Raw genomic sequence first — 26,969 nt, 5'->3', positions numbered from 1 at the left:
CGGTAAAGGCCCAGATCGATGTCCGGCTCCAGCAACATCCGACCCGCATACAAGGGCTGCTTGTTCTTATGTGGAGAGATCGAATATCCACATTCCGGTGGCTCCAAGTCGGAGGGCCAGTCGAAAGGTTCCCCGAATTTCAGCGGGAAGGTTTCATAAGAGCTGCTCGTCATCTGTCCTCGTCTCCTGCGTCCTTGGATGGTTTCGGATTCGCGCCACAGAGCAGCGCAGCGTGTTCTGGGCCCCCCTAACGTCCGACGACCCCTTAACGCCGCTCAGCGCGCGCCACAGAGGCGCTCAGGGCACACCTGTCGGTTGTCGCAGGGCAGGCCGGCAGCATCGATCGGAAAAGGCGGCGTTCTGCGCTCGGAAATGGGCTCCAAGCTCGTTCGAGGGGCGCCATCGAGCGCGGCTATGGTTCAGGGCCGAATGGGACCGGCATTCTGGCCTCTCTGCTCATCTTCGATCTTCTTGTCGGACAGGTAACCGCATCACAGGATTTGGACGCAGGCATGGGCATCTGTGAAACCGACACGGGGGGCTGCAGCCCGGCAATCCACGGATCGGATGTGCCGGACACTCTCCTGCAGGCTGCGCTCCAGAGCGTGCTTGTACACTTCACGGCTTCCCTGGTCCTGTAACTTTTCCCGCCGACATTCATGGCGTGCACCGCCCATCTCAATGCGTCCGGCGGTGTATTGATCAGCTCGAACCTGACGGCTTGGTTTGGTGGTGAGCGAAACGTGCCAAAACTCTGGAAGGCAGATTGCACCCGTGCCTCGTATTCAGGGGGAAATACGGCCATGCCACGGAGACACGGGTCGGCCTCACCTCCGTCCCGGATCCGGGCTTCGAGCACATTCCAGTGCAAGCCGACGATTTCCTCGTCTGCGTCACGTTGCAGATTTCGTTTCAGCGTCCTTGCCAGTTCCTTTCGAAGGGCATGAGAATCGAGGTTCCCATCACAGTCGATGTGCTTTCCGAGGCGCTCGGGTCCGAGCCGGACGGTAAACGCAAAGATCGCATCCGGATGATCATCGGCGAGCAACTCGGACGTCAGCTCGGCACTGAGAAACGCGATGCGGTTTGCGTCCCCGATATCCTTGACGCGTCTCCCTGCCTGGAGGTCGATCTGGATGTCTTTCGCGATGCGGGTCGCCTCCTGTCCGATTATCATGTCAGGGTTCCAACTCGGATCGGACGCGCATCTGCCATGAGCGTATGCACAGCATCACCACATGGGGAACCATGCCGCGCTGTTCCTTGAATGCCTGCCGCTCCGGTTGTCATCGCACTTGCCTGTCCGCTGTGAGTTGGTGGTCCGACCGAGATAGGGCCAGGTGCTCCACTTGCAATGCTCAGGGTGCGGGAAATGTTTGCCAACAAAAGGGAATGTTCTTGCCGGTGCGATTTGGGAGGGTGTTCCATGGCGACGTACGACGTGTGTTAACGAGAGATTTGAGCAGCAGGACCGGTTGCACGAAGTCCTAGGGCAGGTCGCGGTGTATAGGGTGCATAGCCTCGGTAGAAATCCACCAAGGATGTCCATCCTTATAGAGGCGGTACTCTGACCTTGGTCCGGAACCAGCCAGTTGTGTTGAAAAACTCTTCAACCGAGCCTGATGGGCGATTTTCGCGGGAAGATGTTCTGAGAATTTCGCAAAGCACCCCGAAATCCCGCCGCTGGCAAGCCGATTGGGAACAGTGTTCTGCATTTTGGAGGAGTCGGAGCGTCGCGGGGACTTTTTCAACACAATCAGCCCGGACCAGCCGTTCACTTTCCGCGCCGGCGCCGCGCTTGCGTTCCCGCTTCCTGCCGTCCGCTGCGGTGCCGAGGGTCAGCGAAACGCGTCATTCACCATGCGGACTAAACAGCCGTCCATCGGCTGGCTCGACGCCGCCGTTTCCGGCCGGGAGCGGACGCACACGGCAATCCCCGGCAAAGGCCCGCTCTGGTCAGCTGTCTTTCGAATTCGAATGCAAGAGAATTGACCTGCTCCGCTCGGAGGACGAGCGCTCTACCCTACTCGGCGGGCCTGTCATCGTCCCCGCCTGAAGGCTCCGTCGGCGCGCCTTCTTCCGGGACGGTCGGGTGGATTTCCGCCCCGGCCTTCTCGGCCGCATCCCGTTCGGATTCGCGAAGGAGCAGGCGCTCGATGCGCATGTCGAGCAGCCTCGCCTTTTCGTCGCGCGCCACGATCTCCTGCGCAAGGTCGCGATAGAGCGAAACGGCGATTATGATTATCAGGAGCATGGACGGAAAGGCCGTGACGATCGAGGCCGTCCGCAGGCTCTCCAGCCTGCCGGTGAGCAGAAGGACCACCACCATCAGCAACTGCAACTTGCCCCACAGCAGCCGCACCGCGCGGGTGGGGTTGAGACGCCCTTCGACGTGAACATGCCGAGCACGAAGGTGGGCAGCAAGATCGCCTCGGGCCAACGCGCGCGCCAGTCTTGCATCGCGTCCGCAAGGGACAGCCCCGCCGTTTCCGGCAGGTGCCAGGCCTGCGCGTTGGCGTCCGATCACGATCGTCAGCCGCACCTCAACAAGTGCTTCCAGCAACTGCCTGCGCCAGGGGGGTGCGCATTCGGTCCGCGGCGGCAGGTCGCCGGAGCGAGCGGTTCCGGGATAGCAGAACCCCATCGGCAACATCGCGATCATCGCGGGATCGCGAAACGTCGCCTCTTCGATGCCGAGCCAGTCTCGCAACCGTGTGTCCGAGGCATTATCGAAAAACCGGCCGGCCAGATGCGCCCGGCGGCCCAGTGCCTGGCCGGCGATCAGGATACGCGTGCCCGCGCCGATCTAGTCGAGCGGTCGCGGCCCGAGCAGAAGATCCGCGCAGGCGGTGCAGGCCGCGATGGCGGCCCGCAGCCGTTCGATCACTGCCGGTGTGCCGTCAGGCCGAGAAGCCGCCATGGACCAGCTCGATTTTGTTGCCCCAGGGATCGCGCAGATAGGCAGCATAGACATCGGGCATCGGATAGGCTTCGCGCACGCCCGGCGCGCCTTCATCGCGCGCCCCCGCTTCGAGGCCAGCGGCATGGGCCGCCTCGACAGCGTCGCGAGAGGGCGCGGCAAACGCGACATGCGCGCCATTGCCCGCGCTTGCGGGCTTGCCGTCGAAGGGGGGCAACAGCAGGAAGGCCACCCGGTCGCGGCCGAAGGCGGCAAACCCGTCACCTTCGGCTAGGCAGGTGATGCCGAGTGGCTCGAACATACGAGCGTAAAAGTCTCGCGCGGTGGCGATATCGGCAGTGCCGAGGCTGAGATGGTCAATGACGGTCATGGCATATCCTTTCATTCGTGCTTGGAGGGAGGTGTGCCGGGGCACGGGGTATCGAGACGAAACCTGAGAAAGCGCGCGCCCTCATGCAGCACCGTGCCAAGGGGCCGCGCGCCGATGCGGTGGAGCGCACCGAGATGGCTGCGCGAAGTCGGCAACAGGAAGGTGACATAGGGGAGGCGCGGGTCGGCGCGGGCGAAGTCCAGCGCTGCTCGCGTGATGCGCGCACCAAGGCCGAAGTCTTGCGGCCGCAGCACGAGGCCAAAATCCCAGTCCTCGCCTTCCTTCTGGAACCCGCCCCAGCCGACGTAGCGGCCTCCAGCCAGGATCGCCCAGTGCCCCAGCCCGTCGCGCCGCCAGCAGGCTTGCTTGGCGGCAACGAAGCGTTGTGCTGCATCCGTATCCCAGGGACCGGTCAAGAGTGGCATGTGCCGGACGACGCGCGGGTCGGACATGTGATCGACAATCGCTGCAAGCGGCACCTGCGGAAGGCGCGAGAAGGCCAGTTCACGATCCGGGTGCGGCATGGGGTGTGGCAGAGCGCGCATTCGCTCAGGCGGCGCTGGAAGATCGGATCCGCCCGGCCAGCACCCCGTCGCGGCGCAACAGGAAGGCGTGCAGCAGCGCGCTGTAATCCGCGCTCACCGCGTCGCGAACCGAGGGTCGTTTAGCAAGCCGCATCCGCCAGGCGCAGACCTTGGGCAGCCCGGTCAGAATGCCGAAATCGGCGATCCCGTCGAACACGTCGAAATATCGGAAGACCGGACCAAAGACCGCATCGACAAGGCTGAAATCCGCGCCCGAAAACCACGGCCCCGCGCCCAGATGTTCCTCAAGCAACCGAAAGCGGTCGCCAAGAGCGACCGTCCTTGCCTCGAAAGTCTCGGCGTCGCGCGCCGAATAGAACCCCGCGATCGTGTCGAGTACCTCCGAGCCGAACCCGATCCAGGCGCGATGGCGCGCGCGTTCGACCGGATCGGCTGTATGCAGCGGGTTGGGCTGCGTCTCCTCGAGATATTCTAGGATTGCCGCGGATTCGAAAAGCGCGGCCTCTCCCACCTTGAGGACCGGCGTTTGCCCCAGCGGCGAGATATCGAGAAACCATTGCGGCTTGTTGCCGAGATCCACCACGCGCCGTTCATGCGCCACGCCCTTTTCGGCGAGCGCGATAGCGATGCGTTGGACATAGGGGCAAAGCGCATGGCTGACGAGCGTGATTGGCTGGGTCATGCATGTCTCCATTCTTTCCTCGCGGCGTATCGCTGATGCGATCCGCTGTGCTTATGCGGCCCGTCACCCGCCGTCGCGGTGCCGGACCAAAACCGAGCCTTGCATATGAGGATGGAAGGCGCAGAGATACCGGTGCTCCCCTGGTTCGGTGAAGGTGACGCGGCCATGCGCCCCGCGCTCAAGCGGTCCGGCATCCCAGGTTCTGTCGAGGGCCGTCGCGGTATGCGGTGCCACATCGCCATTCTCCCATGTGACGCTGTCCCCCACGAGGATTTCGATCTTCGACGGCATGAAGGTGAAATCGTCGATCCGCACGGCGACTTCGTGTGTGCCGGCATGCGCGCGGGTGCGGCCTGCCGCTTCAGTCAGGGCGATGGCGGCGCCAAGACCCTGACCGAAGCGGCGGCGCGTGATCGGAGTCAGCCCGCGCATTTCAACCCGGCCACCATGTGCTCGGCATGTTTTTCGTGCGCGCGAAACGTCACAAGCGCTTCTTCGAGCAGGTTCTTGAGCGGTTCCACCGTCACTGCGGGGATGAAGCTTTCGGCGACGGTCTTGTTGACGATCTGGTGATATCCGAGTTCGTTGGTGGCGTAGGCGCAATCGAACGCCTTGCCGCTCAACGTCATCAACTCTGCCCGCTTGGCGGCAGCCCCCTCGACAAGCGCCTGACTCAGCGCGTTGTCCTGCGGGGTGACATCAAGCTTGGTTATCAACGCCACGGCGGCGTCATTGACGGCCGAATGATCGCGGATCATCGTCTGGGCGAATTCGCGCACCGCGTCGCTCTCCGAGATGGCGAGCGCAAGATGCGCGTAACGGATATCGAGACCGCCGGCGGTATAGGCGGTATGCGCGATCTCTAGATCGTTCATCGGCTCGTTGGCATTGGCCGCCACGGTTGAGACGGCTATGGCCATGCCGAGCGCGAGAGATTTGCAGAGGGTGTTCATTGTCAGTTCTCCTGAACAGATTGCAGTAGCGACAGAATGCCTGTGGCGCATTGTCGTTTGAATGTTGGCGCGTTCGCTTTTCCTGCCCGATTGTCCGCCTTTCGGGCGTTTGCGTTACATATTAGTCATATCGAGCAATAAGGCCGCGTGCCGCAGCCGGAGCGGTAAGAAGCGGCCCTCAGCGGCGCAGCGCCGGGTAGCCCTGAAGGTAGATGAGTCCCTGATCGCGAGCCGGTTCATGGCAGGCGAGACAACCGTCACGGTAGCTCTCCGTATCCGTGATCCTGGTCTCCTCGCCGGGGAAAAAGGCCCATCCCCAGCCGTCGCCAAAGCGTGGCCCGGCGCCAAGCTTGCCATCAGGATCGGCGACCATCACGAAACGGCCCTTGAGCGTGTCGGCATAGCTGGCGCGCCCCGTCGTGAGATCCTCGGTCCGGGCTCCCCACACCTCCTTGACGATCTTGGTGCCCTCGGCAAAGGCACCGTCGCGCAGATAAGTCTCGAGCGCGGGCTTGTCGATGAAAACGGCGTGGATCTCGTGGGCGCCATCCGCAGGCGTGTCCGCGAGCACCGAAAAGGCCCCGATCTGCACCCAGCCAGTGCGATAGTCCTCGGACGGGACCTCGAGCACGGGCTCGACCTCGATGGGGTCGGCATGGGTCGCCATCTGGGCGCGCGCAGGCAGTCCGGCGGCGGCGATGGACAGAACAATAACGAAAAGCTTCATGTCGGTGTCTCCTGATGCGTGACGACAGCGGGGCATGCCTGGATCGGGGCGATATCCCCGAATCCGCCTGCTGCCCAGGAACGCCTGTTCAAACCAATTCATGCGAATGGTGAATGTCATATCGTCCAAAATTCATTCCAGATCGTCCAGTGATCTGGTGTTTTCGCGCAGGTGGTTTAGACTGCAATCCATGTTGGACCTGCTCAGCGATATCCTCACGCGCCTGTCGTTTCGCGGCACGCTCTATTTCCGCACGAGCTTTACCGAACCGTGGGGCGTGCGCGTGCCGGCCTATCGCGATGTGGCCCGGTTTCACTTCGCCCATCGCGGCGAGGCGCTGGTGCGTGTTGCGGGCCAGCCGGCGCCGGTGATCCTTGCGCAGGGTGATCTCGTCATCATCCCGCATGGCACGCAGCATGTTCTATCGTGCCGCCACACCGGACCCGAGGATGCATTGCCGCTCGATGACGTGCTGTCCCGCTCGGGGTTTCCGGGCTATGGCACGCTGGTCTGGGGTGGCGATGAAACTCACCGGGACACGCAGTTGATCTGCGGCCATTTCGCACTGGCGGAGGGATCGCGTCACCTGCTCTTCGACCGACTTCCTCCCTTCATCCATCTGCGCGGCTATGGAGAGGAGGCCGGGTCGTGGCTCGAAGCGACGCTCAAGGTCATCGGGGCCGAGGCAGGCGGCGCGCGCCTTGGCGGTGATCTCATCGCACTGAAAATGTCCGAGGCGATCTTTGCCCAGGCGATCCGTGCCTTCATCGAACAATCGCCTGACGGGATACCGGGGATCGCAGGATTCGCCGATCCACAGATTGCGCGGGCGCTGAGCATGTTTCATCGCGACCCTGCGGCCGATTGGACCGTGGCCAGCCTCGCGCGCGTTGCGGGCCTGTCGCGCACCGGTTTCTCCGAACGCTTCTCGGCGCGGCTTGGGGTCACCCCCATGAGCTATGTGACCGCATGGCGCATGCAGATCGCCCGCGAGGCGCTGGCGCAGCGCGGCCTGTCGGTGGCCGAGGCCGCCGAGGTCTCGGGCTATGCCTCGGAATCGGCGTTCAGCCGGGTGTTCAAGAAAGAGATCGGCGTCACCCCCGCCGCGGCCCGGCAGTCCGGCAAGACTGCGCGTGACTCCCGGACCGCGGCGTGACCGGGGCGCATCCGGCGATGACCCGGGAGGCGCGGCCCGACGATGCCGCTGCGCTTGCGCGCCTGTCGCGCGCGCTGGCCGCGCATGTCGCCAATCCCGGTGGCGACACGTCGCTGATCGTCGAGGCCTGTTTCGGGCGAGAGCCATGGCTCGAGATTCATGTGGCCGAACGCTAGGACGGGCTACTGGGTCTTGCAGTCTATGGCCGCCGCTTCGAATCGCACACATGGCAAAAGACTCTCTGGCTGGCCGATCTGGTCGTGGCCGAGAACGCTCGGGGCCAGGGGATCGGGCGCCTGCCGTTGCAGGCGGTCGGTCGACGCGCGCAGAATCCGGGGCGTCGCGCCGTCGTCGCCTATCTGCGGGTCTGCAATGCCTCCGCCCGAGCCTTCTATGATCGCGTGGTCGTCCGCAGGAATACCGAAATCGAAATCCGCGTGATCGATCTGCCGCAAAGGTGAGGGTCGCCACCGCACCGGGCGCGTCTGCGGAAACGGGATTAGTCGGCCGCAACGCCGGACGATCGCGCATAGATTGCGGATCTCCTGACATTCACCGTCCTTCTGATCGGATCTATCTAGGTCTTGCGGCGCACCTGCCGTTTCCGAACCCCTGTCGAAAGGACCCTGCGCCATGCGCTTCGTCACCAAGACCATCCATGCCTGGCTCGACTATCCGGTCGCGCTCGCGCTTATGGGCTTGCCGTTCCTGCTCGGGCTCGGCGGGTCGAACCCGCTCGCGCTTAACATCTCACCCATCGTCGGCGTCACGGCCTTGCTGCTGACCGTCTTCACCGATCACCACCTCGGTGTGATCCGGGTGCTGCCCTACAAGCTGCACCTCGTCGTCGATTTCGCCGTCGGCGTCCTTTTCCTGATCCTGCCCATCGCGCTCGGTTTCTCCGGGCTTGACGCGGCCTATTACTGGCTGAACGGTGCCGCGGTGGTAACCGTCATCGGCCTATCCAAACCTGAAACGGACATGGCCGCGGTCTGATCCCGAACTCATCGAAAGGACAAGTCCAATGGCACGCATCACGCAAGTCGCCGACACCGCCGCAGGCCCCGAGGCCGCCGCTCTCTTCACCGCGATCAAGGGCAAGATAGGCATGGTGCCGAACCTCTACCGCGTCGCCGCGAACCAGCCGAAGGTTCTCGCCGCCATGCTCGGTCTGAACGAGACGCTGGCGGGCGGCGGCCTTGACGCTCGCACCCGCGAGGCGATCGCATTGGCGGTTGCAGGCGCCAATGGTTGCGACTACTGCGCTTCGGCGCATTCGGCAATCTCAGCAGGCATCAAGGTCGAGCCCGAGACGATCAAGGGGCATCTCGCGGGCCGCGCGGACGATCCGCGCACTGCGACAATCCTGAAACTCGCCGTCACCATCGTGGCTACGAGGGGAAAGATAACAGACGCTAACATGGAAGCCGCGCGCGCCGCCGGGCTGAGCGAGGCCGATATCGTCGAGACCGTGGCGAACGTGGTGGCGAACATCTTCACCAACTACCTCAACCACGTCGCGGAAACCGATATCGACTTCCCGGTCGTCTCCGCCGGCCAGGCCAAAGCTTGACGTGCAGGCCCGTCGAACTGTCGGCGGGCCTGTCACGGGTTGCCAGTCCCTAGAGAAAAGATCCCCGCCATGAAACGCGATGCCGAGTCCCGCACCCAGCCCGCGGTGCCCGCCGAACGGGCCGGTGCGCCCCTCACCCGGACATCCGTTGATGACCGGATCGTCATCCGGCCGTTCGAATCGGATGATGCGGCGGCAGTGCGCGCGCTCTTCATCACAGTGAACAGGCTCATGGCCCCACCTCATCTGGCGGTACGATTCGAAACCTATATCGCGCGTGCGCTGCGCGAGGAAATCGACACTATCGCGTCCTACTACGCGGCGCGGGGTGGACAGTTCTTTGTTGCCACCGCCGCGGGCGAACTGGTCGGCATGGTCGGTTTCGAACTGGCGGAACCGGGCGTGGCCGAACTGCGCCGCATGTATGTCGATCCGCAGTTTCGGCGCCGCGGCCTCGGGCGCGAATTGCTGGCCCACGCCGAGACCGAAGTTCGAAAGGCTGATTGCACGCGGTTGATCCTCAGCACATCGGAGCTGCAAGCGGCCGCACTCGCCCTCTATCGAACCGCCGGGTATCGCGAGATCCGGCAGGACGTCGCGACGCAGGACACCAACAAGACCCTTGGTGGGGCGGTACGTCGCTTTCACTTCGAAAGGACGCTTCACCGGGATGGCGGGCCTGACGCTGCCGGAAGTTGACTGAAATATCAGCAGGAACGAGACATGAACCACTCCACCCCATTCCACGCCGGCGAGATCGCGGTTCAGGACCGCGCCGGCGTGCCGCAGCGAGCGCGAGAGATGGCGACGCGCGCGATCCGCGACGCCATGCCTGCGCAGCACCAGGCGTTTTTCGAGACCCTGCCACTGATGTTTATTGCCCTTCTCGATCGGCGGGGCCGGCCGTGGGCAGTACCGGTATCCGGTGCGCCAGGATACGCAAGGGCGCTATCTCCGAGACAGCTGTCGCTGAGCCGCCTGCCTGCCCTCGCGGAGGAATTCGAACTCGACACCGATCCCGGCGCTGGGATCGGGCTGCTCGGGATCGATCTTGCGACACGCCGCCGCAATAGATTGAACGGCCAAATCGCTTCTGGCGTCGACGGCCTGGTGATCGCCGTGGAACAGAGCTTCGGTAACTGCCCGAAATACATCCAGACCCGCATCTACGAGTCGTCACGAAATGATCCACCGTCCCCTGTGCGACGGCAGGCGCAGTTGAAGAGTGAGGCGGTCCGAGAAATCATTGCCGGTGCGGATACGTTTTTCATAGCGTCGCGCGGCGCGAATCCTGCAGGGAGCGCGAATGAAGGACTGGACGTCTCACATCGCGGCGGGCGCCCCGGCTTTCTCGGCAACAATGAGAACGGTACGCTCTCCTTTCCCGATTACTCCGGCAACCGCTACTTCAACACGCTCGGCAATATCGAGGCCGATGGCCGTGTGGGTCTGTTCGTGCCGGATTTCACGACCGGCGCGGCCGCGCTTGTCACCGGCCGTGCGACGATCGACTGGATGTCAGACCGTATCGGTGCATTCGCCGGGGCAGAGCGTTTCGTGGATATCACTTGCGACGAGGTCTGGCATGTCGCGGGCGCGCTTCCCTCAACAGCGCTTCCGGTCGAATTCTCGTCACCTCTCGACCGCACAGAGGCCTGACAAAATGGACATACGAAATGCAGAGCCGCCGCCACCGCAAACATCCGCTATCGCGGGCACCGATGCGCGCGGCCAGCGTGCCCTGATTCAAGCCGTGGTCTTCGTTGGTCTCAAGCTCATGTGCAGCAAGGTGAGCACTCAACTTGAGGCCCATTCGGACAACTCGTGCGGCGCCGCGATTTCGAAGGACGCCACAACCCTTTTTGCCGCCATGCCCCAATACCGTGGATGCGGCGCGGAGTCAGTGACGTCAACCTCACTCCGCCGGCACGATATGGTGCGCTCGCGGGACGGTGATCTTCTGCCTCAAGGCCGTGCTGGCATACCGGTTACGACCGAAGAAAGGAGATGAACCCATGGATTTCTGTACGCGACGCAATCTCATGATCGCAGGCGGCACGGCGTTCGCTGTCGCCGGTGTGGCGCTGGCCCTCCGGAGGTGCGTCTTCGAACGTGTGGCTGGCTTCAAAGAACTGCCGCCGACGCCGATCTTCATGGTCGAAGGGCTGGCGATCCGCGGAACCGATACGGTCGCTTACTTCCGCGAAGGCCGTCCGGTCGTCGGCGACGCAGCCTTCGAGACCGAGTGGAACGGTGCGCGCTGGCGCTTTGCCAGTGCCGAGAATCGCGATGACTTCCTCGCCGCGCCAGAGCGCTTTGCCCCGCAATATGGGGGCTTCTGTGCCTGGGCCGTGGCTGCGCGTGGCGAGCTCTACAGTACCCAGCCGCGAAACTGGTCGATCGTGGACAGTCGCCTCTACCTCAACTTCAACGACAAAATCCAACGCAGGTGGGAATCCGATATTCCCGGCTTCATTGCCGAGGCCGACCGGCGCTGGCCCGAAATCGCAGCCAGCATCACGTAACACGGGGCCCAAGCGCCTGTCCCTCACGCCCTGCCGAGACTCTCGCCCGCAGAGGCGAGGACCCGGTCCTAGCCGGCAACGAGACTGATCGCGATCGCCGCAGCGAAGGCGAGGCGGGCGGATGTCGGCTCGCCTGCCTCGACCGGCGGAGCCGCGCGCGCCGTCGCCCAGCTGGTCGAACGGATCGATGTTTCCCCTCATAAAACTGCCTGGAGCCAGCCATCCGACAGATGCCCATTACCTGCCTGCAAAACCATGCCGGCGCCGGGTCTGGATCATTTCAACCATTGGTCGAATTGGTCTCAGTTCCCGACGCGAAGAACTCCCTTTACCAAGAGATCGAGATCAGAGCGTCTGGTCCGGTGGTTGTAGATCGCGGCCTTCAGGTGCAGCATGGTACGCTTTTTAACCTATCAGAGATGGCAAGCTAAGGACCTGTAACTGTCAAGTGTCCGAGGCTGTCGGATGACCGCATTGAGTCCAAGTTCTCCGATACGGCACTACGATCAGATGGCCGGAACTGAAACAAACCGGGAGTTGGCATGATGCGCATTCGATCCGCTCTAGAGGCCGATGTCCCGGCTATCGCGCGACTGGCGCGTGAACTGGCCAGCCATGTGGCCGATCCCGATCCGGGCGTCGAAACGGACGAGTTGTTCCGGCTTGGGTTCAGGGAAGACAGGTGGTTCGATTGCCTCGTTGCCGAAATCGGTGCGGAAGTTGTGGGTTTTGCGTCCTACAGCAGGCGCTTCGAAATTCATACACGATCCCGAAGGCTATGGCTCGGCGATCTGGTGGTCACACACCGGTGCCGAAACCGTGGTCTAGGCGAAGCGCTCGTGGTGGCGCTGCGCCAGAAGGCCGTGGAATTGGGATGCGATGCGATTGTGCTGGACCTGTGGGCCGATAATGCATCGGCACGGGCCTTCTATCGCAAAGTGGGCGCGGCGCAGGACGCGGAACTGGAGGTTCATCTGATTCCAGTTGGTGCTGGTTGAACTTACCGGTACCGGCAGGCGGAGGGTCTGGTGTGATTGAAATCTGCAGTCAGGCCGGCGTCATTGGTGGCTTGACGACCTAGGATGGATGTCCTAAACAGATTCGTAGGACATTCGTCCTAGCGGCCTCGCCGCCAAAGAATCGAAGTGCAGCGCGCACCTGGAACGGTCAGAAACGTCGTCCTTTGGGCGGCGTAAGCGAATGGAGAGTGGGATGAATGAATTAACCACCCGGGATCACATCATCGATGCCGCCGATCAGCTGTTCTACATGCAGGGCTACGCACACACGTCCTTCGCGGATATCGCCGAGAAGGTGAAAATATCGCGCGGGAACTTCTACTATCACTTCAAATGCAAAGACGAGATCCTTGATGCCGTCATCGACCTGCGGCTCGAGAACACCCGGAAGATGCTCGTGCAGTGGGAGCAAGAGGGTAACGATCCAGAGGAACGCATCCGCAGCTTCATTCACATCCTGATCGCGAACCAGGCAAAAATCATGGCCTACGGTTGCCCGGTCGGTACGCTCAACACGGAACTTGCGAAGCTAAATCACGCTTCGCACGCGGATGCGAGCGAACTGTTCTCGCTGTTCCGGACCTGGCTTGCGCGGCAATTTACCTTGCTCGGCCGCGAGGCGGATGCCGATGACCTGGCGATGCACCTTCTCGCCCGAAGCCAGGGTGTCGCTACGCTGGCAAGCGCCTTTCACGATGAGCAATTCGTCCGGCAGGAAGTCCGGCACATGTGCGACTGGGTGAAATCTTGCGCCGAGGGCATCTAGAGCAGGGCACGTAATCAATTGGCGCGAAAGATGCGTCAGCGGATCGGCACCAGGACCGACCGCTGCAAATCGAAGACGAAGGAGACAACGACCAATGTTCATCGTGCTGCTGAAATTCACCGGCAACAAGGCACAGGCCGGCCAGTTCATGGACGGCCACAACGAATGGATCAAGCGCGGGTTCAACGATGGGGTATTCTCCATGGCCGGTAGTCTTGAGCCGAACGCCGGCGGCGCGATCATCGCGCACAATACGTCGCTGCCGGACCTCAGAAAGCGCGTGAGCGAAGACCCGTTTGTCTCGGAGGATGTCGTTCGCGCGGAGATACTCGAGATCACGCCGAAGAAGACCGATAGGAACCTGGAGTTTCTATCTGGCTGAGCGACGTCTGTTCATCGGGCTGATCTGATCGCGCCAGTCGTACCAGTTCTGAGAACAATCAGGCCGGAGGGCGCCGCCGGAGCGACGTACCACCCAAGTTGCCAAACTATGACGACACTGAGTGAAACCCATTCAGTGACGGTAATTCTGCGTCCGCGTGAACCGTCAGGACATGATAGCCGTCCCGAATGGGCGAGTGCAGCAACCACTTGAAAGAAGGAGAAAATACTATGAAAAGACTGTCGGAACACTTGGTAAGGGCTTGCCTCGTTGCAGTGCTCATGGCGGTGGGCACGGGTACTCTAGCCGAGCCCGCCAATGTGGCGGGAACGAGTCCATGGGGCGCCGAGGATGAAATCGGTACGCTCAACATGATGACCGAAAACTCCCGTTTTGACGTCCTGAAGCAGGTTGACACCGGTAAGGTGTACGACCTGGCAGTGGACCTCTTTGTCGGCATGCCGGACTGCTGCAGCGCCGCCTTTGGCGACCCGACCTATCAGATGTGGATGACCCATACGCCGGCGCGCGGCCGTGACGAATTGCTGTCCCACTCGAGCGAAGCAATATCGATGAACACTCATACGGGCACGCATCTCGACGCGCTGAGCCATTTTGGCCTGCACGGCGAAATCTGGAATGGCGTCGCGGCCAACGACGCGCTCGGCGTTCGCGGCTGGACCAGATCGGGCGCAGACAAGTATCCGCCGATCGTGGCCAGAGGGGTGATGATCGATGTCGCGCAATCCAAGGACATGGAGCATCTCCCTCCGTCCTACTCAATAACGGTGGAGGACCTGAAGCAAGCGCTCGCAAGGCAGGAAACAACCTTGTCGCCGGGTGATGTCGTCCTTGTCCGGACTGGTCAGATGATCCTTTGGCCTGACAAGACAAAGCTTTCCCTGTTCCAGCAGTCGGGTTTGAGTCTGGAGGCGGCGCAGTGGCTCGCCGAGGAGCAGCAGGCGATGCTTCTTGGCGCCGACAACTTCGGCTTGGAAAGCTTCCCGTCCGGGAACTCTGAGAACTTCGCGCCGGTCCACTCCTATCTTCTGGCCGAAAAAGGCGTGTCGTTCATGGAACTCGTCTGGCTCGAAGAGCTGTCCGAGGATGAGGTTTACGAGTTCCTGTTCATGGCCACTCCGCTGAAACTGCGGGGAGCCACCGGCTCTCCGATCCGCCCGGTCGCGATTCCCATACGGCGAGACGGCTGAACCCATCAGTTGAACCGGGTGGCGGCATGCTCACCCGGTTCCATGACAATGCAGAGTCGCAATCCCGCAATCCCGGAGAGAACCGTTGAAACTGTTGCATGTGGACGCAAGCCCCAGGGGCGAGAACTCGAACTCGCGCATGTTGTCTCGCTACTTTCTCGATCGGCTGTCGGGCCGCCTCTCGGATCATTCGATCGACTACCTGGATGTAGCGGCGGAACCGCCCCCGCATCCGACAGCGTTGTTCACGCGGGCGATCTACACTCCACCGGCCGAACGGACGCCCGAGATGGTTGCCGAGTTGAAAATCTCAGATGATCTTTGCCGCCGCGTTTTGGTCGCCGACGCACTTGTGTTCGCGATGCCGATGCACAACTTCACCATACCCTCGACTTTCAAGGCATTCGTTGACAACCTGGTGCGTGCGGGGGTGACCTACGTCGTTACAGATGATGGCCGCTACATCGGGCAGCTCAATCGACACAAGGTGTTGTTCATCACCAGCCGGGGCGGTGATCTTCGACCCGGCGGTCAGTTGGCGCATATGGACGCGCTGACCCACGCACTGCGCGCCGCATTCGGCTTCATGGGCGTGTCGGAACCGGAATTCGTCGATGCGCAGCCCATGCAGTTTGCCGATCACACTGCGCGAAAAGCAGCGTTGTCCAAAGCAATGGCGGACCTCGACGCTGTGGCGAACGATTGGGTGGCTGCGTCTTCTACTGCCGCGTGAACGGCCCGCGTGACAGCCTTGGAACCCACGAGAAAAGGAAACCGGACATATGGGTGAAACGATTGAAGGGCCGGATGGGAAACCGCGTTGCCGATGGTGCGGCGTGGCGCCGGAGTTTCTCGCCTATCACGATGGCGAGTGGGGGGTTCCGGTCGCTGATGACCATGCCCTGTTCGAGAAACTTTGCCTGGAGGGCTTTCAGTCAGGCTTGAGCTGGCGGACCATCCTTGCCAAGCGCGAGAACTTCCGACGTGCTTTTCATGGGTTCGATTTCAACCGGGTCGCACGGTTTACTGAAGCCGACGTCACGCGCTTGCTGCGGGATGAGGGTATCGTTCGTCACCGGGGAAAAATCGAGGCGGTCATCAACAACGCCAGGCGTGCTCAGGACCTTGTCGAGCGCGAGGGCTCGCTTGCAGCATTCCTTTGGAGCTATGAGCCTGATGAGCGCGAGCTTCCTGAACCACAATCGGTTTCGACTTCGACAACCTCGATCGCCTTGTCGAAGGAGCTCAAGAAGCGGGGCTGGAAATTCATCGGCCCAACGACGGTCTACGCTTTCATGCAAGCCACCGGTTTGATCAACGATCACGTCAGAGCCTGCGCCATCAGGTCCGACGTCGAAAGGGCCCGCAGGAACTTCGTGCGCCCGGATCATTGAAGGCGGGCTACCGGGTTCGCTGCTGTCTGTTGGCTCTTGGACCAACGTACGTCGTAGGCTTAGACGCGCCAGGGCCGTTCAGCGCATTTGCGAGGGAGCCCGGGAACGGCTCGGCAAGGTGCTCGCAGACCAAGGTCTATCCCCGCGTGTGCGGGGAAGCCTGCCCACCGTGACGGCACTGCCCGCGGCCGCGGGGTCCACCACGTGCGGCCAGCCACCACTTGCGCGCATGGTGCAGGGTCGGGTCGTCATTGCTGGCGCGCATAGCCTTTCCATGCATTGGCAAAGACAACTGTTCTGTACGGACGTTCTGCAATCACGGGGCCTGCAACCTCGCGGTACAGCTTCATCTGCATGGCGGTGCCGAAATCCTCGAAATCCTGCGCAGTGACGACGAAGGCGCTCGGCCCGCCTATGACGAAGCGGTGAAAATAGCTGGTCAGGTCGTCTCGGTGTTCTTCGATGGCGAGCCCATTGATCACGATGCCCCGGCGCAGCAGCCGGTCACGGGACGCCAGCAGCTTGTCGTGGTCGTCGGAGCGCCCGTTGGCAACGATGTCGATCACCTGCCGGATGGCGGTGCCCGGCGCGGTATCGAACATGGTCGCGGCGAAGTCGAGGCCGGAATGGATCATGGTGCCGCCACCGGGAATGCGGCGGGGCAGGGCCTCGATTGAATCGGCGTAACTCAGTGCGTCGTCCAAGGTATGCAGGGTGACCCAGTCGAGGCCCAGCGCCTGACGGCTGATGGAGGACCACTGGACGACCGCGACCGCCACGCCGCCTGATGCTTCGTCGATCGCGGTGGCGACCGATTTCGTGCGCAGGGCCCAAGCGGTGCCTTGGCGCTGCAAGTTAAACTCCACGTCATTGACGCTTGCCGAGACGTCGAAGGCCAGCACCAAATGCACTTCCATTCGTTCTTGCGAGGCGGCAGGAGCGGTGAGAAGTGCGACCACGGCGGAATTTATCAAGACAAGGAAATGTCCCGTCCGCATTGCACGAACGCTACGCCAGGGATTGAGGGCGCAGAGCGCGGTCAGCGCAACGGCGGCGAAGGTGAGCTTACGAGACATCGGACTTCCTTGTTTGATCGATGGGAACGCCCCCGATCCGCACGGAGTAGGGGCGCCGCAGCCCTGCGGCAGAAGGGCTCCTTTCCATCCGCTTCGGTGCAGCGACAAGGAACCCCAAATCACCTGTCGCTTTAATGCCGAATGGTCCAAGTTTACTGCTTGATCATCCGAGTATCTGGATCTTTCTGGCTTCACGGTCAAACGCGGCCATAATGATTGACCCGCGCAGGGACGCCCGCTCCCGTCTTTCCGCGATGTCGCGCGCCTTCGTCTCGCGCCCCGGACAAGGTGCTTGTTTAGGCGGCGGGCGTGCCGGTGCCCATACATCTTGGCTAAAGCGATTTGACCGTAATCCGTCATGGCACCGACCATGTCCTGTCGTGTTGCCATACGGGCCCGGAACGAAGTTCTGCTGCTTGACGACATTCTGTTGCACGCAGGGTTTATCCGCCGATCGCCTCCTGTCCGATTATCATGTCAGGGTTCCAACTCGGATCGGACGCGCATCTTCTATGAGCGTATGCACAGCATCACGACATGGGGAACCGAACCGCGCTGTCTCTTGAATGCCTGCCGCTCCGGGTGTCATCGCACCTGCCTGTCCACTGTAAGTTGGTGGTCCGACCGAGATAGGGTTATGTGCTCTGCGTGCGATGCTCAGGGTGCGGGAAATGTTTGCCAACAAAAGGGAATGTTCTTGCCGGTACGAGCTCGGGACATGCTCAAAGGAGACGTACAGCGTGCATCAACGAGACATTCGCGGAGCAGCAGCGGTTGCACGAAGTCCTAAGGCCGGTGGCGGTCTATAGAGTGCATAGCCTCGGTATAAATCCCCCAAGGGCGTCTATCCTTATAGAGGGGAGGCTCCGACCTTGGTTCGGGACGATCCGGATCTTTTCTTCGGCCGAAGGCAGCTTCCTGGTTTTCCCCAGAATGTCCTTCACGACCTTTTCGGCAGGTTCTTTGGGCGTTCCGGGTTTCTGTCTCATCTCCACTCCGAGGCGGTTCCGATGAGTCAGAAACCCTCCGTGACGAATTCAAATCAGATGTCACATAGGTGCTGATGGAAACTTCACTTCCTCGATAGCGATGGATAGCGACGACGTTCGGTTACCGAACGGGACGGAGCCCGTGTCCAACCGACCGCCCATGCCGGTGTGTCCTACTGCGAAACCGTCGCCATAAGCTGCGTCGCGGATTTGCGCAGGAGCGCCTGGTCGGAGCCGCATACGAATAGGGTGACGCCACGTTCGCGCCATACGGGGATCTGCGCGGGATCGCCGACGAAAAGGCCCACGGCGACGCCGGCTTTCTGTCCCGCCGCGATGACGCGCCCAATGGCCGCATCAAGCTCCGGGGATGGCATCGCTACGCCCATGGATTGAGAAAGGTCGGCTGGGCCGACAAAAAGCATGTCGATATCGTTGATCGCTGCAATTTCGTCAAGATGGTCGAGTGCACTCTCATCTTCGATTTGCAGCATGACCACGCTGCGCGCATCGCAGATTTCGCGGTAATCCGGGATGCTAAGCCCACCGTAATTGCCGGCCCGCGGCGATGGCGACAGCCCGCGTTTTCCGCGCGAGAAGCGCACCGCGTCGCAGACCGCCTCAGCATCCGTCTGGTCGAGTACATGCGGCACCATCACACCGGTGAGGCCTAAGTCGAGCAGCGGCGCAATCCAGTCCCTTTGCGCACCCCAGCGGCGCGACAATAGAGGCAGGCCGACAGCCTTTCCGGCCAGCGCCATCATGTCCATCTGGCTCAGCCCGATCGGGGCGTGTTCCTGATCGATCACCGCGAAGTCGAGCCCAGAATGGCCAAGAATCTCGACGATATGCGGCGCCGGCGTCTTGATGAATGTGCCCACAAGCGTATCGCCCGCGTGGATGCGCGCTCTGAGGTCCGTCGCCATGCCGGGTTCCTTTCCGTTTCCCGTGTTTCCCCTCATGCGTTCAGCCCGATGACTGCCGCCGCGTTGGTGGCGACCATCTTGTGGATCTGCGCGTCCGAATACCCCAGGGAAAGGCAGGTGGCGACACCACGGCGCATGCCTTCAAGTGGGCTCAGCGTGCCGGCCTGGCCGAGGTCGGAACACAGGATCGTCCGCTCGGGCCCGACGGCGTCAATGTGTGCCCTCAGCTCCTCGTGGGTGCGGGTGCGAAACTTCGAACCCTCGACGAAGAACGCCAGGGAGTGCTCGACATAGACGCCCATGTCGGCCAGTGCCTTGGCATCCTCAAGCGTACCGCCGACGATGTCTTCCGGGTGGGTGAATATCAGGCGCTCGACGCCGCGTTTGCGTGCCTCGACGAACACTCTCCTGGTTTCCGAGGCGTGGATATGGCCACTTGCCAGCGCCATGCCGGTCGCGGCCATGACATCGAGCAGGTCGAGCACCTCCGGGCGCAGCTCGCCATCCGAAAAGAGCGGCACCGGCGACGCGGGCCGTATCTTCTGGGTCGAGGCCGGGTGCGTCCAGCCCGAGTTCTTTTCCCACTCGAGGTGGTTTTCCGCGGCCAGTGTCGGCAACCAGACGATTCGTCCGTCCATCGCCGCCGTATGTTCCGCGGCATGGGGATTGATTCCACCCACCACGTTGTTGAGCACAATGCCCGAGAAGAGCTGCGTGGTCAGATCAGGGTAATGATCCCGGATCAATTGGGCACACATCACGCCAGAATAGTCATGATCCTTGGTAACGACAGCGGCAAAGCCGGCATTCGACAGCGTTTTGGTAAGGTTGAGATGGTCGATGGCGCGCGGCGCAATCGAGGGGCCGCTGTGGACATGCGGATCGACCGCGCCCTTGAGAATCTCGCTGATCCGGTCGGCTTCGTCGCGTTCGATGGTTTCAATGGATGTCATTTCGCTTTCTCCCAGGCTGCCCGATTATCCAAGCGTGTTACGCTACGCAAACCATTGTTCCACTGAACGGAACAGCCTCTCACTATTTTCGTTTCTCCGACATGTCAAGACACGCCTCTTCTGCCGGCATGGAAATGACGGGGGCGCAGCCAGGCGAGGACAGCTTGTGATGAGCCTGCTCAGGTCAGGGCGTGTAGCCCAGTTCGCGCGATATCTGTGCGGCGGCCTCGCGCACGGCATCGACCTGTTCCGGCTGCGGCGGTGTTTCGATGTGCTGCGTCAGGCTGACGAGCGCGATCGTTGCGACTGGCTCGCCCTCCGAATTAAAGATCGGACAGGCCAGCGCGTTGAGGCCCAGCAGTGTTTCATTAGGTGCAGTCGCCCAGCCACGCTTGGCAATCTCGCCTACGTGCGAGATCAGTTCGTCGCGGTCGGTGATCGTGTATTTTGTCGCCGCTTGAATCTTCTCAGGGATTAGCGATTGCATCTTCTCGTCAGTCATACTGGCGAGCGCAACCTTGCCCTGCGCCGAAGTACAGAAGCCGAGTAGCGAGCCTGGCCTGACACCGACCTCTATCTCCATATTGCCATGCAGCGTTTGCAGGATCCGAATGCCGTTTGATTCGATATCACCAAGGCTGACCGCCTGACCGGTCCTGTCGCGTAGCGTGCGCAAGTGAGGCTGAGCGACCGAAGTGAGATCAGTAAAACCGGAGGCCGCCTGTCCCAATGCAATCAGCCGCGTCCCGATCCGATAGCGTTCTGTCTGGGGGTTTCTCGAGATATAGCCCAACGAAACGAGCGTCTGTAGATGGCGATGGATCCGGCTCTTCGTCGTGCCGAGCGCAGATGCGAGCGCCGTTACACCCATGTCCCCTGAAGTGTCCGCAAGGGTCTCGAGAACTTGCAGAGCCAAGGCAACGCTCTGGATCGTATCCTTCTTGTTGGTGCTATCGGGTTTCATCATCCGCTTTTCCCTGTTGTTTCGCCGCCGTGCAAGAGGATTGGCAGCTAAAGAATACGATACTTGACAAAACGATCATCCCACTTCTATGTTCCGTTTGCAAGAACAGTGTTATGCTGTGCGGAACAAACTCGGAAGGGATACGCATGTACGACAAGACCGATCCGCGCGCGTCGCTCGCCTCGTCCAATCCGGGCGTGCTGGCGCAGACCGGCCTGATCGCAGAGCCGCAGGTCGCATGTTTTTACGAGACCGCCCCGCAGGTCGATGACGCCAACGGCCAAAGCTGGCTGCATCGCGGGCACAACTTCCTTGTCTGCTATACGCAGGCTGAAGCAGGCGCGACGTTCACCCGTGAAGACCAGTCCGACGAGTATTGCGTTCTGCTGCCCGAAACGGGAGCCGAGATCACGTGGAACGGGACAACGGAGGCCGTCCCCGGCTTCTCCATCGCCTTCGTTCCGCCGGGCGATAGCGTCGTGACGATGCCCGAGGGCGGTGTGCTTGTCCGGCTGTTTTCGACAGCCAGCAAAGATCTGTGCGAGGGCTGCGGTAATGCCCGCGGGTATGACCAGCCTCGCCGACATATCCCGGAGTTCCGACCGTGGCCCGATCCGGTGGATGGCTGGAAAATCCGGACCTACTCGCTCAACGTGCCGAAGGAAGATGGACGCTTCGGCCGGATCTTCCGTTGCACAACTCTGATGGTAAATGTGCTCGATCCGTTCGAAGGCCCGCGCGATCCGTCAAAGATGTCCCCACATCACCATGATGACTTCGAGCAAGGCTCGCTGGCGCTGACTGGCGAGTTCACGCACTACCTGCGCTGGCAGTGGACAAGTGACATGGCGGATTGGCGCGAAGATCAGGCGCTCGAAATGGGCGCGCCTTCGATGCTGGTCATCCCGCCGCCGGTTATTCACACGACGCGCGCGACCGGAACCGGCAGCAACCTTCTCGTCGATATCTTCGGCCCGCCCCGGGAGGACTTTTCCAGCAAGCCCGGCTGGGTACTGAACGCACATGACTACCCTATGCCCGACTGACGGGCAGATCATTTCACGCGCACACCGCCTCACATCATATCTTAGGAGGAAGAACCAAGATGATCACCAGAAGAACCCTGCTTCACACCAGTGCCGCGATGACCGTTTCACTGGCCATGCCGTATGTTGCCCGGGCCGCCGGCAAGAGCATCCGCCTCGCCCACGCGGCAAACGAGGTCCATCCTGGGCATATCCAATGCACGTCCTTTGCCGCAGCATTGGAAGAAATGTTGCCGGGCGGTTTCAACGTCCAGATATTTCCCAACCGCCAGCTCGGCGACGACAAACAGGTGCTCGAGGCCACGATTGCCGGGTCGCTTGAAATGTGCACTGCGTCGGGCGTACTTCTTCCGCTTGTCACCGGGCGCCCTGCGATGAACGCTTGGCAGCTTCCGTTCCTTGTGCGCGATTACGACCACTTCGGGGAGCTTGCACAGAGCGAAATCGGGCAGCAGATTCTCGACGATTTGCGTCCCGCGGGTTTGGTCGGCCTGTCACTGATCGATGGGGGACAGCGCAACTTCCTGTCGGTGAAGAACCAGGTAACCACTCTCGACGACTTCGCAGGGCTCAAGACCCGCATAGTCCCGGTTCCGCTGCACAAGGCAATCTGGGAGGCGATTGGCACAGCCCCGGTCGGCATGCCGTATGGCGAGATCTACGGAGCTCTGGAAACCGGCGTGATCGACGCGGTCGAAATCAACGTCTCCTCGATGCTGGGTGAGAACCTTTGGGAGATCGGCAAGCACTTTACCCTGACGGGCCATTACCCGTGGCACATGTCGCTGGTCATGTCCGACGGTTTCTGGGACACGTTGAGCGAAGAAGAACAGGACGCCGTCCAGGAAGCGGGCAGACGCGCAACCGGCGAGGCCCTTGGCTATGCCAAGGAGCAGGATCTTACCGGCCGCGAAGAGCTGATTGCCAAGGGCGTCGAGATCGCTCCATTGGAAGACGCCGCCGCCGTGCGCGAGACCGTCGCTTCGGTCAATGCCGAGTATAGCCAGCAAGATCCGCTGATCGCCGAGTTTGTCGCCGCGGCGACGGGCACTTGAGGACATTGGCCGCCGCGCTGAAACCACCGGCGCGGCGGACATTGCATTTCCATGTTGACACCCTCTGCCAATAAAATCGTGACGTCTTTGACCCGCGGATATGTCCGCGTCATCCGTACCCTTGCCGGGGTGTCAATGGCGCTGATCGTGGGTATCATGGTCGTACAGGTCTTCGCCCGCTATGTGATGGGCGATAGCCTGATCTGGGCTGAAGAACTTTGCCGCTACCTGCTGATCTGGCAAACCTTCCTGGTGCTCGGGATGGCCTATTCCCGGGGCGAGCTGGTGGCGCTCGATTTCCTGCCTTCAGCATTGCCACCGCGCGGGCAGTGGATTCTCCGAGCGGCTATGTCGGTTCCGATCCTCGCCTTTCTGGGACTGCTGTCTTGGTACGGCTTTGATTTCTCTTCGCGGTTCGACAACCAGACTATCCCCGCGCTGGACTTCATCTGGTCCGCCCTGACCGGCAACGCGCTGGGCCTCTCGATTCGCTATATCTATGTTTCGGTTACGGTGGGTTTCGTCCTGATGGCTCTGCACGTGATCGCCGATCTTGTCGTCACCTTCCGCCCGCAGCTTCTGAACAACGCGGCGCCAGCGCCCCCCGATACCACGGAGGCCGATTCCTGATGGGTAGCTTTTTCCTCGTCTTCGCTGGCCTCTTGGCCTCGGGCATCCCTATCGCGCTGGCGCTCGGGATCGGAGGCACCGCCTATCTGTACCTGTCCGGCAACGGCATGATGGCGCTGATGTTGCCACAGCGCATGATGGCTGGCATCGACCAGTTCGTCCTGCTGACCATCCCGCTCTTCCTTCTGGCTGGCACACTGATGAACGTCGGCGGCGTGACCGAACGCATCGTGACGTTCGCGCGCGCCATGGTCGGGCACCGCCGGGGCGGGATGTCATCGGTCTCGATCCTGTCCTCAGGCTTCTTCGCCGGTATCTCTGGCAGCGCCACGGCGGAGGCCTCGGCGCTCGGCACCATTCTGATCCCCACAATGTCGCGCCAGGGCATGCCGCCGGCCTATGCCGCCGCGCTGATCGCGGTCAGTTCGGTGATGGGGCCGATTATCCCGCCCTCCATTACCATGATCATCTACGGCGTGCTGTCCGGCGCATCGATCGGTCAGCTTTTCCTGGCGGGGGTAGTGCCCGGCATCGGAATTGCCACGGGCCTCTTGGTCTACGCCACCTGGAGAGCCAAGCGCGAGGGCTTCCCGATCACCGAGAAGATGGGAGCGCGAGCCCGGCTCTTGGCAACCCGGCGGACGCTGCCGGCACTGATCCTTCCGCTGATTATCCTCGTCGGCATCAAAGCGGGCATCTTCACTCCAACGGAGGCCGCAGCTGTTGCGGTCGCCTATGCCCTGCTGATCGGATTTATCTACCGGGATCTCACCGTGAAGCGGGTCTGGGAGGCGCTGATCGCCACCGCGCTGGTCTCCGCCTCGATCCTGTTCATCACTTCGATGGCGAGCATCGTTTCCTTCGTCTTCACGCTTGAACAGGTGCCTACCCTGATCGCGGAGCTGATGCTGTCGATCACCGAAAATCCCTGGATCATCCTACTGTTGCTCAACATCTTCCTGCTGCTTCTGGGCATGTTTCTCGAGCCGATCTCGATCCTGATCCTAACGATGCCGATTCTACTGAAATTCCAGGCGCTGATCGAGATGGATCCGGTTCAGTTTGGAACGGTCGTGGTACTGAACGTGGTGATCGGGATGGCCACGCCCCCGGTCGGGATCCTGCTATTCATCGCCTCGGCCATTTCCGGCGAGCCCGTGACCCGGGTGATCCGCGAAGCGCTGCCGCTTGTGGGCATTTGCCTTCTGGTCCTGGCGCTTATCGCGCTGGTTCCGCAGGCTACGCTGTTCATCCCCCGCCACCTGTTCTGAAGGCGCATAGGATGTCCGATACGCGCAACGTGCTCATCGTGGTTGCTCATCCCGACCCGCATTCGTTCAACCATGCTCTCGCGCTAGGGGCCGCAGACGCCCTGCGTGTGGCAGGGCATCGGGTAACGATTTCTGATCTTGCAAAGGAGGGATTTCGCGCGGATGTCGGCCCCGCTGACGTCACCGTCCGGGCCGACGAAAGCCGTTTCCACGTGCAGGCCGAGCAAGCCAACGCTACACGCTACGGCCTGTTCGCGTCGGATATCGCCCGCGAACAGGCACGCGTGGCGGAGGCCGACAATTTGATCTTGCAGTTCCCGATCTGGTGGGGCGGCCCGCCGGCGCTGCTCAAGGGGTGGGTAGACAGGGTCCTGAGCTACGGCTTCGCCTACGTGGACGGTCGGCGTTTCGCGACCGGTGTGCTCAAGGGGCGCCAGGCGATGCTCAGCGTGACGACCGGCGGAACTCCGGAACGGTTCTCCGACGAAGGCGTATACGGCCCGATCGACCCGCTCCTCATGCCGATGCGGCGGCTCGTTCTGGAATACATGGGTTTCGATGTCGCCGAGCCCTGCGTGGCATTCGGCGTGCCGAGAACGACGCCGGAAATCCGTCAAGGCTACATCGATGCAGTCGCGCAAGCGGCACTCGACTTGGCCTCGCGCCCGGTCGAGCGCACGGATGCCTGGTGGACTGCTCTTGACGAGGTGCCGGAAGGTGCTTGGGGCCGTCGAGACTGAAACAGATGGACTTGCGATAGATCACATTAACAATGGGAGTGCAGACCTCGCCGAAACGTCGTCAGGCAAGTTCACGGTTTTCCTATGACCGAGTGCAAACCGGTATCAATCCTTTGCCCAGCGGCCTTTGGCAAGCCTACTCCGTAAGCACCTTGATATGTTCGGGGCCAGCTGGAACGATGCCAGTAGGGTTAAGGGCCTTGATCGAGTAATACCCCCGCGTGATGTGGTCCATGTTCACAGTCTCGGCGACACCATGCAGCCGGTAAATGCGACGCATATAGTCCGAGAGGCGCGGGTAGTCTGCAATCTGTCTGCGGTTGGTCTTGAACAGCCCGTGATAGGCGGCATCGAACCGGATCAGGGTCACGAAGGTGCGTATGTCGGTTTCGGTCAACTGGTCGCCGAACAGGTAGTCCCCGGTCAATCTCGCCTCGAGCTCGTCGAGCATGGCAAACACGTCCGAGACCGCCTCGTCATAGGCCTCCTGCGATGACGCGAAACCGGCGCGATAGACCCCGTTGTTGAGCATAGTGTAAATGCGGGCGTTGAGGCTGTCTATGTCGTCCGCCAATGCGTCAGGGTAGAGTCGCAGATCGCTGGGCGCGATGGGCTCGAAGGCGGTGTCCAACATGCGCAGGATGTCGGCGCTTTCGTTGTTCACCATGACGTCGCGCTTCTTGTCCCAGAGCACCGGAACGGTGGCGCGGCCGGTGAAATGCGGGTCGGCGCGGGTGTAGATCTCATGCATGTAGCGCGCGCCCATCAGCGGGTCGTCGTCCGCGCCTTCATAGCCGCCGAATTGCCAGCCCTGATCGCTAAGCGCGGGATTGACCACCACAACCTCGATCAATTCCTCCAGACCCTTGAGCTTACGCGCCATCAAGGTGCGCGACGCCCAGGGACATATCAGCGCGACATAAAGCCGATAGCGACCGGCCTCCGCTTCGAAGCCGCCATCGCCGCTTGGGCCCGGGCGACCATCAGGAGTGATCCAGTTACGGAAAGAGGATACCTGACGAATGAAATTCCCCTTCTCGTCAGCCTTCTGCACCGGCTGCCAATTCTCCACCCATTTGCCGTCCACTAACATTCT

The 26,969-nt window shown here is 61.7% G+C and carries 32 protein-coding genes and 1 pseudogene; 19 read left to right on the top strand and 14 right to left on the bottom strand.

What is annotated here, in order from left to right; genetic code table 11:
* Positions 1–412: 412 nt before the first annotated feature.
* The 8 genes from DDZ14_RS16865 to DDZ14_RS16820 all read right to left on the bottom strand — a co-directional run bounded on the left by DDZ14_RS16865 (position 413) and on the right by DDZ14_RS16820 (position 6,197).
* A complete protein-coding gene (locus tag DDZ14_RS16865; RefSeq protein WP_109426147.1) occupies positions 413–1,177 on the bottom strand; it encodes a hypothetical protein in 765 nt (254 codons plus the stop codon).
* An 846-nt stretch (positions 1,178–2,023) separates the two neighbouring features.
* Positions 2,024–2,749, bottom strand: a complete 726-nt coding sequence (locus tag DDZ14_RS19905) for a BCCT family transporter (protein ID WP_233252630.1) — start codon at positions 2,747–2,749, stop codon at positions 2,024–2,026.
* Positions 2,750–2,900: 151 nt separating this feature from the next.
* Positions 2,901–3,290 (bottom strand): VOC family protein, encoded by a 390-nt coding sequence (locus tag DDZ14_RS16845; RefSeq protein WP_109426144.1) that lies wholly within the window; start codon positions 3,288–3,290, stop codon positions 2,901–2,903.
* A gap of 11 nt (positions 3,291–3,301) precedes the next feature.
* The gene (locus DDZ14_RS16840) at positions 3,302–3,814 is read right to left on the bottom strand and encodes a GNAT family N-acetyltransferase (RefSeq protein WP_109426143.1); all 513 of its coding nucleotides are present in this window, start codon (positions 3,812–3,814) and stop codon (positions 3,302–3,304) included.
* A 25-nt stretch (positions 3,815–3,839) separates the two neighbouring features.
* Positions 3,840–4,517, bottom strand: coding sequence for a glutathione S-transferase family protein (locus DDZ14_RS16835; protein ID WP_109426152.1), 678 nt, complete (start codon positions 4,515–4,517; stop codon positions 3,840–3,842).
* A 63-nt stretch (positions 4,518–4,580) separates the two neighbouring features.
* Complete coding sequence (locus DDZ14_RS16830) at positions 4,581–4,949, bottom strand: cupredoxin family copper-binding protein (RefSeq protein WP_109426142.1); 369 nt, start codon at positions 4,947–4,949, stop codon at positions 4,581–4,583.
* Positions 4,937–5,470, bottom strand: a complete 534-nt coding sequence (locus tag DDZ14_RS16825; RefSeq protein WP_109426141.1) for a DUF4142 domain-containing protein — start codon at positions 5,468–5,470, stop codon at positions 4,937–4,939. The genes DDZ14_RS16830 and DDZ14_RS16825 overlap by 13 nt, the downstream gene beginning before the upstream one ends.
* 178 nt (positions 5,471–5,648) lie before the next feature.
* Entirely contained in the window at positions 5,649–6,197 is a 549-nt protein-coding gene (locus DDZ14_RS16820) for a cytochrome P460 family protein (RefSeq protein ID WP_109426140.1), read from the bottom strand.
* Between the two features lie 190 nt (positions 6,198–6,387).
* Here DDZ14_RS16820 and DDZ14_RS16815 point away from each other — a divergent pair, with 190 nt between their 5' ends.
* From DDZ14_RS16815 to DDZ14_RS16755, 14 genes are all read left to right on the top strand, one after another.
* Positions 6,388–7,353 carry an AraC family transcriptional regulator gene (locus tag DDZ14_RS16815; RefSeq protein WP_109426139.1) on the top strand — a complete coding sequence of 322 codons (966 nt, stop codon included), beginning with the start codon at positions 6,388–6,390 and terminating at the stop codon, positions 7,351–7,353.
* Between the two features lie 17 nt (positions 7,354–7,370).
* Positions 7,371–7,529, top strand: a complete 159-nt coding sequence (locus DDZ14_RS19480) for a hypothetical protein (protein ID WP_233252628.1) — start codon at positions 7,371–7,373, stop codon at positions 7,527–7,529.
* Between the two features lie 9 nt (positions 7,530–7,538).
* Positions 7,539–7,814 (top strand): N-acetyltransferase, encoded by a 276-nt coding sequence (locus tag DDZ14_RS20290; protein WP_109426138.1) that lies wholly within the window; start codon positions 7,539–7,541, stop codon positions 7,812–7,814.
* Positions 7,815–7,986: 172 nt separating this feature from the next.
* Positions 7,987–8,349: a hypothetical protein gene (locus DDZ14_RS16805; RefSeq protein ID WP_109426137.1), complete on the top strand. Its 363-nt coding sequence runs from the start codon at positions 7,987–7,989 to the stop codon at positions 8,347–8,349.
* Between the two features lie 28 nt (positions 8,350–8,377).
* Positions 8,378–8,926 (top strand): carboxymuconolactone decarboxylase family protein, encoded by a 549-nt coding sequence (locus DDZ14_RS16800; RefSeq protein WP_109426136.1) that lies wholly within the window; start codon positions 8,378–8,380, stop codon positions 8,924–8,926.
* A gap of 69 nt (positions 8,927–8,995) precedes the next feature.
* Positions 8,996–9,625, top strand: a complete 630-nt coding sequence (locus DDZ14_RS16795) for a GNAT family N-acetyltransferase (protein ID WP_109426135.1) — start codon at positions 8,996–8,998, stop codon at positions 9,623–9,625.
* Positions 9,626–9,649: 24 nt separating this feature from the next.
* Positions 9,650–10,585 (top strand): pyridoxamine 5'-phosphate oxidase family protein, encoded by a 936-nt coding sequence (locus tag DDZ14_RS16790; RefSeq protein WP_109426134.1) that lies wholly within the window; start codon positions 9,650–9,652, stop codon positions 10,583–10,585.
* A gap of 356 nt (positions 10,586–10,941) precedes the next feature.
* Positions 10,942–11,451: a YHS domain-containing (seleno)protein gene (locus DDZ14_RS16785; RefSeq protein ID WP_158275552.1), complete on the top strand. Its 510-nt coding sequence runs from the start codon at positions 10,942–10,944 to the stop codon at positions 11,449–11,451.
* A 542-nt stretch (positions 11,452–11,993) separates the two neighbouring features.
* Positions 11,994–12,449 (top strand): GNAT family N-acetyltransferase, encoded by a 456-nt coding sequence (locus tag DDZ14_RS16780; RefSeq protein WP_109426133.1) that lies wholly within the window; start codon positions 11,994–11,996, stop codon positions 12,447–12,449.
* Between the two features lie 214 nt (positions 12,450–12,663).
* Entirely contained in the window at positions 12,664–13,236 is a 573-nt protein-coding gene (locus DDZ14_RS16775; protein ID WP_109426132.1) for a TetR/AcrR family transcriptional regulator, read from the top strand.
* Positions 13,237–13,330: 94 nt separating this feature from the next.
* Entirely contained in the window at positions 13,331–13,618 is a 288-nt protein-coding gene (locus tag DDZ14_RS16770; RefSeq protein ID WP_109426131.1) for a YciI family protein, read from the top strand.
* Positions 13,619–13,848: 230 nt separating this feature from the next.
* Positions 13,849–14,829, top strand: a complete 981-nt coding sequence (locus tag DDZ14_RS16765; RefSeq protein WP_109426150.1) for a cyclase family protein — start codon at positions 13,849–13,851, stop codon at positions 14,827–14,829.
* Between the two features lie 85 nt (positions 14,830–14,914).
* A complete protein-coding gene (locus DDZ14_RS16760) occupies positions 14,915–15,562 on the top strand; it encodes an FMN-dependent NADH-azoreductase (protein WP_109426130.1) in 648 nt (215 codons plus the stop codon).
* A gap of 49 nt (positions 15,563–15,611) precedes the next feature.
* On the top strand, positions 15,612–16,223 hold the full coding sequence (locus tag DDZ14_RS16755) for a DNA-3-methyladenine glycosylase I (protein WP_109426129.1): 612 nt from the start codon (positions 15,612–15,614) through the stop codon (positions 16,221–16,223).
* A 248-nt stretch (positions 16,224–16,471) separates the two neighbouring features.
* On the opposite strand, the gene DDZ14_RS16750 is transcribed toward DDZ14_RS16755, so the two are convergent.
* The 5 genes and pseudogenes from DDZ14_RS16750 to DDZ14_RS16735 all read right to left on the bottom strand — a co-directional run bounded on the left by DDZ14_RS16750 (position 16,472) and on the right by DDZ14_RS16735 (position 21,134).
* Positions 16,472–17,299: a DUF1194 domain-containing protein gene (locus tag DDZ14_RS16750; protein ID WP_158275551.1), complete on the bottom strand. Its 828-nt coding sequence runs from the start codon at positions 17,297–17,299 to the stop codon at positions 16,472–16,474.
* Positions 17,300–18,150: 851 nt separating this feature from the next.
* A pseudogene (locus DDZ14_RS20285) lies at positions 18,151–18,288 on the bottom strand (IS3 family transposase); the annotation flags it as partial.
* A gap of 173 nt (positions 18,289–18,461) precedes the next feature.
* A complete protein-coding gene (locus DDZ14_RS16745) occupies positions 18,462–19,214 on the bottom strand; it encodes an HpcH/HpaI aldolase/citrate lyase family protein (protein ID WP_109426127.1) in 753 nt (250 codons plus the stop codon).
* 32 nt (positions 19,215–19,246) lie between these two features.
* On the bottom strand, positions 19,247–20,167 hold the full coding sequence (locus tag DDZ14_RS16740; protein ID WP_109426126.1) for a DUF6282 family protein: 921 nt from the start codon (positions 20,165–20,167) through the stop codon (positions 19,247–19,249).
* A gap of 184 nt (positions 20,168–20,351) precedes the next feature.
* The gene (locus DDZ14_RS16735) at positions 20,352–21,134 is read right to left on the bottom strand and encodes an IclR family transcriptional regulator (protein WP_109426125.1); all 783 of its coding nucleotides are present in this window, start codon (positions 21,132–21,134) and stop codon (positions 20,352–20,354) included.
* A 143-nt stretch (positions 21,135–21,277) separates the two neighbouring features.
* Between DDZ14_RS16735 and DDZ14_RS16730 the strand changes: the two genes are divergently transcribed.
* The 5 genes from DDZ14_RS16730 to DDZ14_RS16710 all read left to right on the top strand — a co-directional run bounded on the left by DDZ14_RS16730 (position 21,278) and on the right by DDZ14_RS16710 (position 25,873).
* Positions 21,278–22,177, top strand: a complete 900-nt coding sequence (locus tag DDZ14_RS16730) for a hypothetical protein (RefSeq protein ID WP_109426124.1) — start codon at positions 21,278–21,280, stop codon at positions 22,175–22,177.
* A 59-nt stretch (positions 22,178–22,236) separates the two neighbouring features.
* The gene (locus DDZ14_RS16725; RefSeq protein ID WP_109426123.1) at positions 22,237–23,232 is read left to right on the top strand and encodes a TRAP transporter substrate-binding protein; all 996 of its coding nucleotides are present in this window, start codon (positions 22,237–22,239) and stop codon (positions 23,230–23,232) included.
* 135 nt (positions 23,233–23,367) lie between these two features.
* The gene (locus DDZ14_RS16720) at positions 23,368–23,862 is read left to right on the top strand and encodes a TRAP transporter small permease (RefSeq protein ID WP_158275550.1); all 495 of its coding nucleotides are present in this window, start codon (positions 23,368–23,370) and stop codon (positions 23,860–23,862) included.
* The gene (locus DDZ14_RS16715) at positions 23,862–25,133 is read left to right on the top strand and encodes a TRAP transporter large permease (RefSeq protein ID WP_109426121.1); all 1,272 of its coding nucleotides are present in this window, start codon (positions 23,862–23,864) and stop codon (positions 25,131–25,133) included. The genes DDZ14_RS16720 and DDZ14_RS16715 overlap by 1 nt, the downstream gene beginning before the upstream one ends.
* Before the next feature lie 11 nt (positions 25,134–25,144).
* A complete protein-coding gene (locus DDZ14_RS16710; RefSeq protein WP_109426120.1) occupies positions 25,145–25,873 on the top strand; it encodes an NAD(P)H-dependent oxidoreductase in 729 nt (242 codons plus the stop codon).
* A 136-nt stretch (positions 25,874–26,009) separates the two neighbouring features.
* On the opposite strand, the gene DDZ14_RS16705 is transcribed toward DDZ14_RS16710, so the two are convergent.
* Positions 26,010–26,966 (bottom strand): glutathione S-transferase family protein, encoded by a 957-nt coding sequence (locus DDZ14_RS16705; RefSeq protein WP_109426119.1) that lies wholly within the window; start codon positions 26,964–26,966, stop codon positions 26,010–26,012.
* Between the last annotated feature and the right edge of the window lie 3 nt (positions 26,967–26,969).

Origin of the sequence: Maritimibacter sp. 55A14 (assembly GCF_003122205.1) — a bacterium.
GTDB lineage: Bacteria > Pseudomonadota > Alphaproteobacteria > Rhodobacterales > Rhodobacteraceae > QEYE01.
This window is presented reverse-complemented; position numbering and strand designations above follow the sequence as displayed.

Bases quoted from the DNA above. Each gene is read 5' to 3' on its own strand.
- DDZ14_RS19480 (WP_233252628.1), top strand. From the start codon at position 7,371: ATGACCCGGGAGGCGCGGCCCGACGATGCCGCTGCGCTTGCGCGCCTG.
- DDZ14_RS16790 (WP_109426134.1), top strand. From the start codon at position 9,650: ATGAACCACTCCACCCCATTCCACGCCGGCGAGATCGCGGTTCAGGAC.
- DDZ14_RS16830 (WP_109426142.1), bottom strand. From the start codon at position 4,949: ATGCGCGGGCTGACTCCGATCACGCGCCGCCGCTTCGGTCAGGGTCTT.
- DDZ14_RS16730 (WP_109426124.1), top strand. From the start codon at position 21,278: ATGTACGACAAGACCGATCCGCGCGCGTCGCTCGCCTCGTCCAATCCG.
- DDZ14_RS16805 (WP_109426137.1), top strand. From the start codon at position 7,987: ATGCGCTTCGTCACCAAGACCATCCATGCCTGGCTCGACTATCCGGTC.
- DDZ14_RS16775 (WP_109426132.1), top strand. From the start codon at position 12,664: ATGAATGAATTAACCACCCGGGATCACATCATCGATGCCGCCGATCAG.
- DDZ14_RS16735 (WP_109426125.1), bottom strand. From the start codon at position 21,134: ATGATGAAACCCGATAGCACCAACAAGAAGGATACGATCCAGAGCGTT.
- DDZ14_RS16755 (WP_109426129.1), top strand. From the start codon at position 15,612: ATGGGTGAAACGATTGAAGGGCCGGATGGGAAACCGCGTTGCCGATGG.
- DDZ14_RS16740 (WP_109426126.1), bottom strand. From the start codon at position 20,167: ATGACATCCATTGAAACCATCGAACGCGACGAAGCCGACCGGATCAGC.
- DDZ14_RS16785 (WP_158275552.1), top strand. From the start codon at position 10,942: ATGGATTTCTGTACGCGACGCAATCTCATGATCGCAGGCGGCACGGCG.
- DDZ14_RS16750 (WP_158275551.1), bottom strand. From the start codon at position 17,299: ATGTCTCGTAAGCTCACCTTCGCCGCCGTTGCGCTGACCGCGCTCTGC.
- DDZ14_RS16840 (WP_109426143.1), bottom strand. From the start codon at position 3,814: ATGCCGCACCCGGATCGTGAACTGGCCTTCTCGCGCCTTCCGCAGGTG.
- DDZ14_RS16815 (WP_109426139.1), top strand. From the start codon at position 6,388: ATGTTGGACCTGCTCAGCGATATCCTCACGCGCCTGTCGTTTCGCGGC.
- DDZ14_RS16835 (WP_109426152.1), bottom strand. From the start codon at position 4,517: ATGACCCAGCCAATCACGCTCGTCAGCCATGCGCTTTGCCCCTATGTC.
- DDZ14_RS16795 (WP_109426135.1), top strand. From the start codon at position 8,996: ATGAAACGCGATGCCGAGTCCCGCACCCAGCCCGCGGTGCCCGCCGAA.
- DDZ14_RS16765 (WP_109426150.1), top strand. From the start codon at position 13,849: ATGAAAAGACTGTCGGAACACTTGGTAAGGGCTTGCCTCGTTGCAGTG.
- DDZ14_RS16710 (WP_109426120.1), top strand. From the start codon at position 25,145: ATGTCCGATACGCGCAACGTGCTCATCGTGGTTGCTCATCCCGACCCG.
- DDZ14_RS16800 (WP_109426136.1), top strand. From the start codon at position 8,378: ATGGCACGCATCACGCAAGTCGCCGACACCGCCGCAGGCCCCGAGGCC.
- DDZ14_RS16705 (WP_109426119.1), bottom strand. From the start codon at position 26,966: ATGTTAGTGGACGGCAAATGGGTGGAGAATTGGCAGCCGGTGCAGAAG.
- DDZ14_RS16770 (WP_109426131.1), top strand. From the start codon at position 13,331: ATGTTCATCGTGCTGCTGAAATTCACCGGCAACAAGGCACAGGCCGGC.
- DDZ14_RS16780 (WP_109426133.1), top strand. From the start codon at position 11,994: ATGATGCGCATTCGATCCGCTCTAGAGGCCGATGTCCCGGCTATCGCG.
- DDZ14_RS16845 (WP_109426144.1), bottom strand. From the start codon at position 3,290: ATGACCGTCATTGACCATCTCAGCCTCGGCACTGCCGATATCGCCACC.
- DDZ14_RS16725 (WP_109426123.1), top strand. From the start codon at position 22,237: ATGATCACCAGAAGAACCCTGCTTCACACCAGTGCCGCGATGACCGTT.
- DDZ14_RS16820 (WP_109426140.1), bottom strand. From the start codon at position 6,197: ATGAAGCTTTTCGTTATTGTTCTGTCCATCGCCGCCGCCGGACTGCCT.
- DDZ14_RS16715 (WP_109426121.1), top strand. From the start codon at position 23,862: ATGGGTAGCTTTTTCCTCGTCTTCGCTGGCCTCTTGGCCTCGGGCATC.
- DDZ14_RS16720 (WP_158275550.1), top strand. From the start codon at position 23,368: ATGGCGCTGATCGTGGGTATCATGGTCGTACAGGTCTTCGCCCGCTAT.
- DDZ14_RS16745 (WP_109426127.1), bottom strand. From the start codon at position 19,214: ATGGCGACGGACCTCAGAGCGCGCATCCACGCGGGCGATACGCTTGTG.
- DDZ14_RS16825 (WP_109426141.1), bottom strand. From the start codon at position 5,470: ATGAACACCCTCTGCAAATCTCTCGCGCTCGGCATGGCCATAGCCGTC.
- DDZ14_RS16865 (WP_109426147.1), bottom strand. From the start codon at position 1,177: ATGATAATCGGACAGGAGGCGACCCGCATCGCGAAAGACATCCAGATC.